Annotated in this window: 4 protein-coding genes and 1 pseudogene; 3 read left to right on the top strand and 2 right to left on the bottom strand. The window is 64.4% G+C overall.

Annotated elements, in window-relative coordinates:
* Positions 1-219 (bottom strand): annotated as a pseudogene (locus VML93_RS35470) (hypothetical protein); the annotation flags it as partial.
* Positions 220-905: 686 nt separating this feature from the next.
* Between VML93_RS35470 and VML93_RS35475 the strand changes: the two are divergent.
* From VML93_RS35475 to VML93_RS35485, 3 genes are all read left to right on the top strand, one after another.
* Positions 906-2,780 carry a hypothetical protein gene (locus VML93_RS35475; protein WP_325618063.1) on the top strand — a complete coding sequence of 625 codons (1,875 nt, stop codon included), beginning with the start codon at positions 906-908 and terminating at the stop codon, positions 2,778-2,780.
* A 104-nt stretch (positions 2,781-2,884) separates the two neighbouring features.
* Entirely contained in the window at positions 2,885-3,898 is a 1,014-nt protein-coding gene (locus tag VML93_RS35480) for a hypothetical protein (protein WP_325618065.1), read from the top strand.
* 2 nt (positions 3,899-3,900) lie between these two features.
* Positions 3,901-4,857 (top strand): hypothetical protein, encoded by a 957-nt coding sequence (locus VML93_RS35485; RefSeq protein WP_325618067.1) that lies wholly within the window; start codon positions 3,901-3,903, stop codon positions 4,855-4,857.
* Positions 4,858-5,648: 791 nt separating this feature from the next.
* Here VML93_RS35485 and VML93_RS35490 read toward each other — a convergent pair.
* A complete protein-coding gene (locus tag VML93_RS35490; protein WP_325618069.1) occupies positions 5,649-6,041 on the bottom strand; it encodes a hypothetical protein in 393 nt (130 codons plus the stop codon).
* Between the last annotated feature and the right edge of the window lie 197 nt (positions 6,042-6,238).

The following is a 6,238-nucleotide window of genomic DNA, read 5'->3' on the forward strand; positions in this document are numbered from 1 at the left end:
ATGGGTGTGGCTGGCGACCAGCCCGGTGCAGGTGATGTGGATGACGTCACCACCCGCGACCGGAAGGGCATCGGTGTTGCTGACGCTCTGGGTCGTGTTGTTGTAGGTACACGTGGACGTGCCTGGGGGCGTTGATGTGGCGCTGGCTGGCGGTGCTGCCAGCGCCGCGGCGCTGGCGCTCGCGGCGACCAGCAGTGCGGTTCGAACGGTGATGCGCATCGGGGGCTCCATTCTGGCTGGGGAATTGTGCGGATCCTAGCCACACAAACAAGTTCCACCATGAAAACCTTCGAATGAATGGTTCGCGCCCAATCTTCCGGCACTCGAGCACCGACGCAGTCAGCCCGCACCGGGCAGCCACGACAAGTAGGCGATGACGAGCGGACGACGACAAGAGACGGCGGTCCCGATCAGCACCTCACATCGAGTCCATATCGAGAATTCGATCGAGAGCATCCGCGTGAATGCTGGAGGCAGTTTCGCCGCAAAATCTGGGCGACTATCGGATCGCTGAGTCGGGGGACGGAACAGAAAGTTCGAACGCCGCGAAGAGCGCCATGTTGGCTCTTCCGCCGCATTGAGGCCCGACCATGGCCCACCGGCACCGTGTCAGGAAATTCACTCTTGACGTCAGCGCATCGCTGGGTCAGAGTGTCCGCCACTCGTACGACGCTTCTGTTGCCTTTTGGTTTCGCAATGGAAAATCGCAAGCGACGACAGAGTCAGGCGCAAAGACGAGAGAGGAGAGATCGCAGGCGCGGAGGGGCGCTCGTCCCTCGCCGCGCCGCTCCTGATGGGCAGCATGTAGGTCTTTGCCTGCGCGTGTCCGCGAGTTTCAAGCACCAACACGGATAAGGAACGAGTTAGGTCTAGCAACTCCCAGTCCCACAGGAGGTACACGCAATATGAAGGTCCTCAGATCGCGGCATCGACTTGGTGCCCTCATCGCGACGGGCGCGATCGGCGCCGCTAGCGTGGTGGCGCTCGCAGCGTCGCCGGCCAGCGCGACGTCGACGCCCCCGAGCACGTCCACCTGCACCTATACCAACGTCACGCAGGGCGGCTCCGGACAAGCGGACGTGGTCACTAACGTTCACGCAGGCGACCACATCGGCATCAGTTGCACCGGCCTGCCGGCCAGCAACAGCATGGCCATCATCGAGGTCAGCCCGCTCGGCGAGGTCGACGCGGCCAACGGTGCGTCCTACTCCGTGGGCGCTTCGGTGACGCTGGCCAACTCGGACGCATCCGGAAACATTCCGAGCGCGACCTACACCGTCCCGGCCTTCGGTTCCGGTGCCGCCGGCGATCCGAACGCACAGTGCCCGCCCACCCAAGCGCAGGTCAACGCCGGTCTAGTCGACTGCATCCTGGTCGTCGCCGACCTGACCGCCGGTAACGTTCAGGAGAACGTCGCACAGCTCGTCTACCCAGGCCAGCCGACGCCGCAGACACCGGCGCTTTCGGTCACCCCGAACACCGGCACCGGCCGCGCCGGCGACACGTTCTCGGTGTCCGGCACCGGATTCTGGGGATCGGCGTTCGGTGCGCCGACCGACAACACTCAGTCCGCGGCATGCCAGGCCGAGACTCCGTCGTACCTGTCGGGCGCCATTCCAGCCGCCACGATCCTCGTGGGCGGCGTTCCGGCCGGCACGGGCAAGATTACATGCACCACGTACGACCACAGCACGGGCACGTTGACACCTGCCACGCTGACCGCGACCAACGTCACGATCCCGGCAGGGGGCGACAACAGCGGTATCGCGGTGCTGGAGCCGAACATCACGTTCTCGCCCGGCAACGGCCCGAGCAACACGGTGATGGGAAATGCGGCGTTCAGCTACCTGCCCGCAACCAGCGCGGCAGCAAACCCGACCAGCGGTGGCGTGGGCGTGAGCGTCAGCCTCACCGGTGATGGGTTCGACCCGCAGGGCGGCACGCCAACCGTGTCGTTCAGCAACGGCACCCCGGCGACCGCCGGTACCGCGACGGTCAATTCGGCCGGCCACCTGATCGGTTCGATCACCGTTGCGGCGAGCGACACGCCCGGTTCGAACGACATCGTGATCAGCCAGACCGCGGCGGATGCCTCGACGATCTCGGTCACGGTTCCGTTCTCGGTGCTGTCGATCAGCGGTGGCCCGTGCAGCACGACCGGTAACCCGGGCACCTGCACGGTCAATCAGGTGATCACCGAGCAGGTCACCGGCGTCACGAGCGGTCTCACGATCCAGGACGGTGCCGACAATGGCAACGCCGCCTGCGCATCAACGAACCCGGACAATATCCACGTGACGCTGACCGGCACCACGCTGAACGGCAAGACGCAGCACGCGACCGGCTGCCTCAACACCGTCCAGATCACCGACGCCCGGGGCACGCTGCCGGGCTGGACCGCCACCGGTGTCCTCGAGACCGACTTCCTCGGCGGCACCCACGGCACGCACGTCTGGGACAACGTGATTCCGGGTAACAACCTGCACTGGACCCCGGCCATCTCGCTGACCTGGCCGTCCGCACCGAACGGTCCGAGCGGTGTGCTCTCCGAGGTTAACAACGGTCCGGCGGCCTACGTGAGCGTCGCTGCCGAGTCCGCGGGGCTGCACGGCACCGGATCGCCCTACAGCACGGCGGAAACCACCACTCCGAACGTTCTGTGCCAGGCACCGGTCGACGGCGGTGGTACCTTCAACTGTGACGCAAGTCTAGACCTCACGGTCCCGGCTTGGGTCTCGAGTGGGGCCTACCAGTCCACCATGGACCTCGTCGTTACCTGATCAACCAGCTCACAGCACGACCATCAACCAGCTCACAGCACGACCGGGGAGCAGCCTTAAGGCTGCTCCCCGGCTCGTTGCGTGACCCGCTCGAGAGATCTGCCATGACTCGTTCCGCGCTGTCCGCCCTGCTCGCCGCCGTCTTGAGCGTCGTCGTGCTACCCCTTGCCCCGGCCGGCGCCACTGCTCATGAGGCGAACGGCCGAGACCACAAGGTCAACGTAAAATGGGCGTTCGGACCCGCCCCAACCAACCACCAGGGCCGGCCGTTCTTCAACTTCACCCAGCCGGCAGGCGGCACGCTGCGCGACCGGGTGATGATCTCCAACTTCGGTAACATCCCACTGACCTTCGACCTGTACGCCGCCGATGGGTACAACCAGGCCGACGGAGCCTTCGTGCTCGCCGAGCGCAAGCAGCCGCGCAAGGACGTCGGCGCGTGGGTCTCACTGCCGGTTAAGGCCGTCACGGTCGCACCCAAGATGCAATCCCTCATCCCCTTCTCACTCCACGTTCCCGGCTCCGCCACCCCCGGTGACCACGCCGGTGGCATCGTGGCGCTGCAACGGCCGATCTCCGCACCGCCCGGACAGGGCTTGAACGTCGTCGCGCGGCACGGCATCGGCGCCCGCATCTACCTCCGCGTCCCCGGCCCGTTGCACCCGCAGGTTGCAGTGACGAGCGTCGAAGTGCACAAGTCGTCCGGGCCGCTCGGCGGCGGACACGGAACCGTCGTCGCGACGGTCGTCAATACCGGCAACGTGCGGCTAAACGCCACGGTGACGGCGAAGGCAACCAACATCTTTGGCGGGACGATCAAGACCTTCGCCGCCCAGAAGATCCCCTCGCTGTTGCCCGGCAACACCATCGAAGTGGTCTTCCAATGGCCGAGTCTGCCGAGGATCGGACCGATCCACGTCAAGGTAAACGTCGACGCAGCGAAGGCGAAGGCAGAGGGCGGTACTACGTTCTGGGTGATCCCATGGCTCCTGGTCCTCATTGCGGTCTTGCTTCTGGTCGGGCTCGGCTACTGGTGGCGGCATCGACGACACAACGTCGGACCCGCGACACCGGCCAGCCATCCAGTCGTTGACCCCGAGACTCCCCAACCATCCTGACGATGTGGTCCCCCAGGGGAGTCCTCCTCACGCTGGCGCTCGCGTCGGCTTCGGCCCTGTGGCCGTCTCCCCTGGCTGTCGCCAGCACACCGCCCGCCGTTGTCGCGAACCCGACCCGAGTCGCACCGGGACACACCATCCAGGTGCACGGGCTGCGGTTCCACCCAGGGGAAACAGTCGCCGTACAGGTCTGTGGCGACGGCGGGCTCATCGGGGCACAAGGTTGTGCGCTGAGCTCTCAGGCGACCCTCGACGTGACCGCCTACGGGCAGTTCTCGGCCGCCATCCGCGCGATGATCCCGCCGTCTCCGTGTCCGTGCGTGCTTGAGGTCGACGCGGCACAGTCCGGGACATACCGAATCCCGCTGGCGATCCCCGGCGCTCCTCACGCGCCGCTGGTTCCACCAGCTAAGGCACTCCGGCCGGACGTCACCGTTTCTCACGTTCATTTGAGCGTCCACAACGCTTGGCGCAGCTGGCTGGGGATGTCCACCACCGGCACGCTCGACTACACAGTCACGAGTACAGGCACCGCGCCGGTCGACTCGGCAACGGTGATCGTCGGCACGCACTCATGGCCGAGTGGGGACGACACCATGCCGGCCCCGACTGTCCGCACGCTCAGAGTGGGACAAGTGCGCTCCTTCCGCGTGCCAATCCAGATCGGAGCGCTCACGGCCGGACGTATCACTGCAGACGGGAGCGTTCAGCTGCCGCTCCGATCCACGACGTTCAGTTCGAGCGCGTTCACGTTTCCGTGGGTCCTCGTCGTCGTGGTTGCGCTCCTCGGATACCTGTTGGTAGGTGCGGCTCGCAACAGGCGCCGCGGGAGGCGGACAGGCCCTTCGGCGGAGGCGATACGAACCCAAACCTCCGGCCCGACGCCCGAGGCGACCGCTCTCGAGTACAACGTCGGTATCGATACAATTCTTGGCGCCGCGTCCAAGATGGATGACTGAGTCTGCGCAACTGTTGGCATCAGGAGTAGGCGGGCGGTGACGACACCCGCTCCCGCATCCCGAGGCGATGCCCCGTGCCGCCACTGGGCCCGCAACATCACTCCCCGCGCGAACGAGGCCCTGGGTAGGTCTCCAGAAGACACTATGGGTGTTCAGGTCGCTCGCGACAAAAGAGGCCTTGTCAGAGGCGAAATGGAACTGTAATTGTCGGCTCGCGTCTTGTGAATGCAATAGGCACAAGCGATCGCGACAATCATTTCTCGCAGCCAGAAAAACTCGATAGCTTCCACATAGCAAACACCGGGCGCGGTTAGTATTGAGCGATTCGACTAGGCCGCCGCTAACCTACGAGTTGTAGTATCTCCTCTCATCGTCGGCACAACTCGATGAGCAATCATGTCCTCTCGCCTGGCAAGTGTAGTCCGTTTCTGATAAATCCGCAGGAATGGCCCTAAGGCCCAGGTCGCGTAATCTCCTCCACGGAAGACTTAATAAAGAACTTTAGAAAACCGGGGAGCTACGCAGGGCGCTAAAGCCCTCGCATGGCTAGTGCTCCCTTACTGAACTTGATGCGAACGCAAGTTAGCTTGTCCTTTGGGCAAACTCCTCCCGTTAGCGGTGATAATTCCTGAAAAACCCCCTGCCGATTCCACAGCCCCATCGATCCGAAATCATTAGATTCGTTTCATCGGGGTCAACATCAGGAGTCTCGTGCTGATGATCATCGTCCGAATGATCAAGTCGCCACACGGACGTATTTCCGTGCAATCTTCTGCCTCGTGCGGCGGGACCTAACCTCCTCCTTCGGCACGTCGAAGGCCGTCCTGGCGGAAGGCGTGGCCGTCGTCGCGGACGGCCAGATCGAAGGGTTCCTGTGCTGTACCCCCCGACGTTCGGCGTGCGCCGCCGAGGAACGAGGACGTCGTGGCCGTATCGTGCCGAGACTCGTCCGCCCGAGCCGCGGCCGACACCGGCAGGCCTTCACTGCCATAGCCCTCGAGATTCGACCGGGTGCCGGGTCCGTTCGGCTTGTGACCGCTGTGAGGATCACTACCGGAGAACCCAACGAAGTCGTACAGGCCGAGCGCCCGCCCGGCAAGAGTCCCCTGTTGGCGGTTCTCGTAATCGATGTCGATCTTGCGGGCATCGAGAACCGTCCGGAGGCTATCGCAAGTCGCCGACATCTCGAGTCCTCCTTCGTGACAAGAGTCCTCCTTCGTGGCAGTCGACCCGCCCGCTTCGCTCGGCCGCCGAATCCGTGCTCGGTAGCCGACCGGTCGGTCAGTAGCCGACCGACCGGTCAGTAGCCGCTCGGTAAGTCAAGCAGTGGGCGCTTGGCAAGTCAAGACAATGAACTTGGTAATCAACACGAGCGGGAGAG

Source organism: Mycobacterium sp. (assembly GCF_035499775.1).
Taxonomy (GTDB): Bacteria; Actinomycetota; Actinomycetes; order Mycobacteriales; family Mycobacteriaceae; genus Mycobacterium.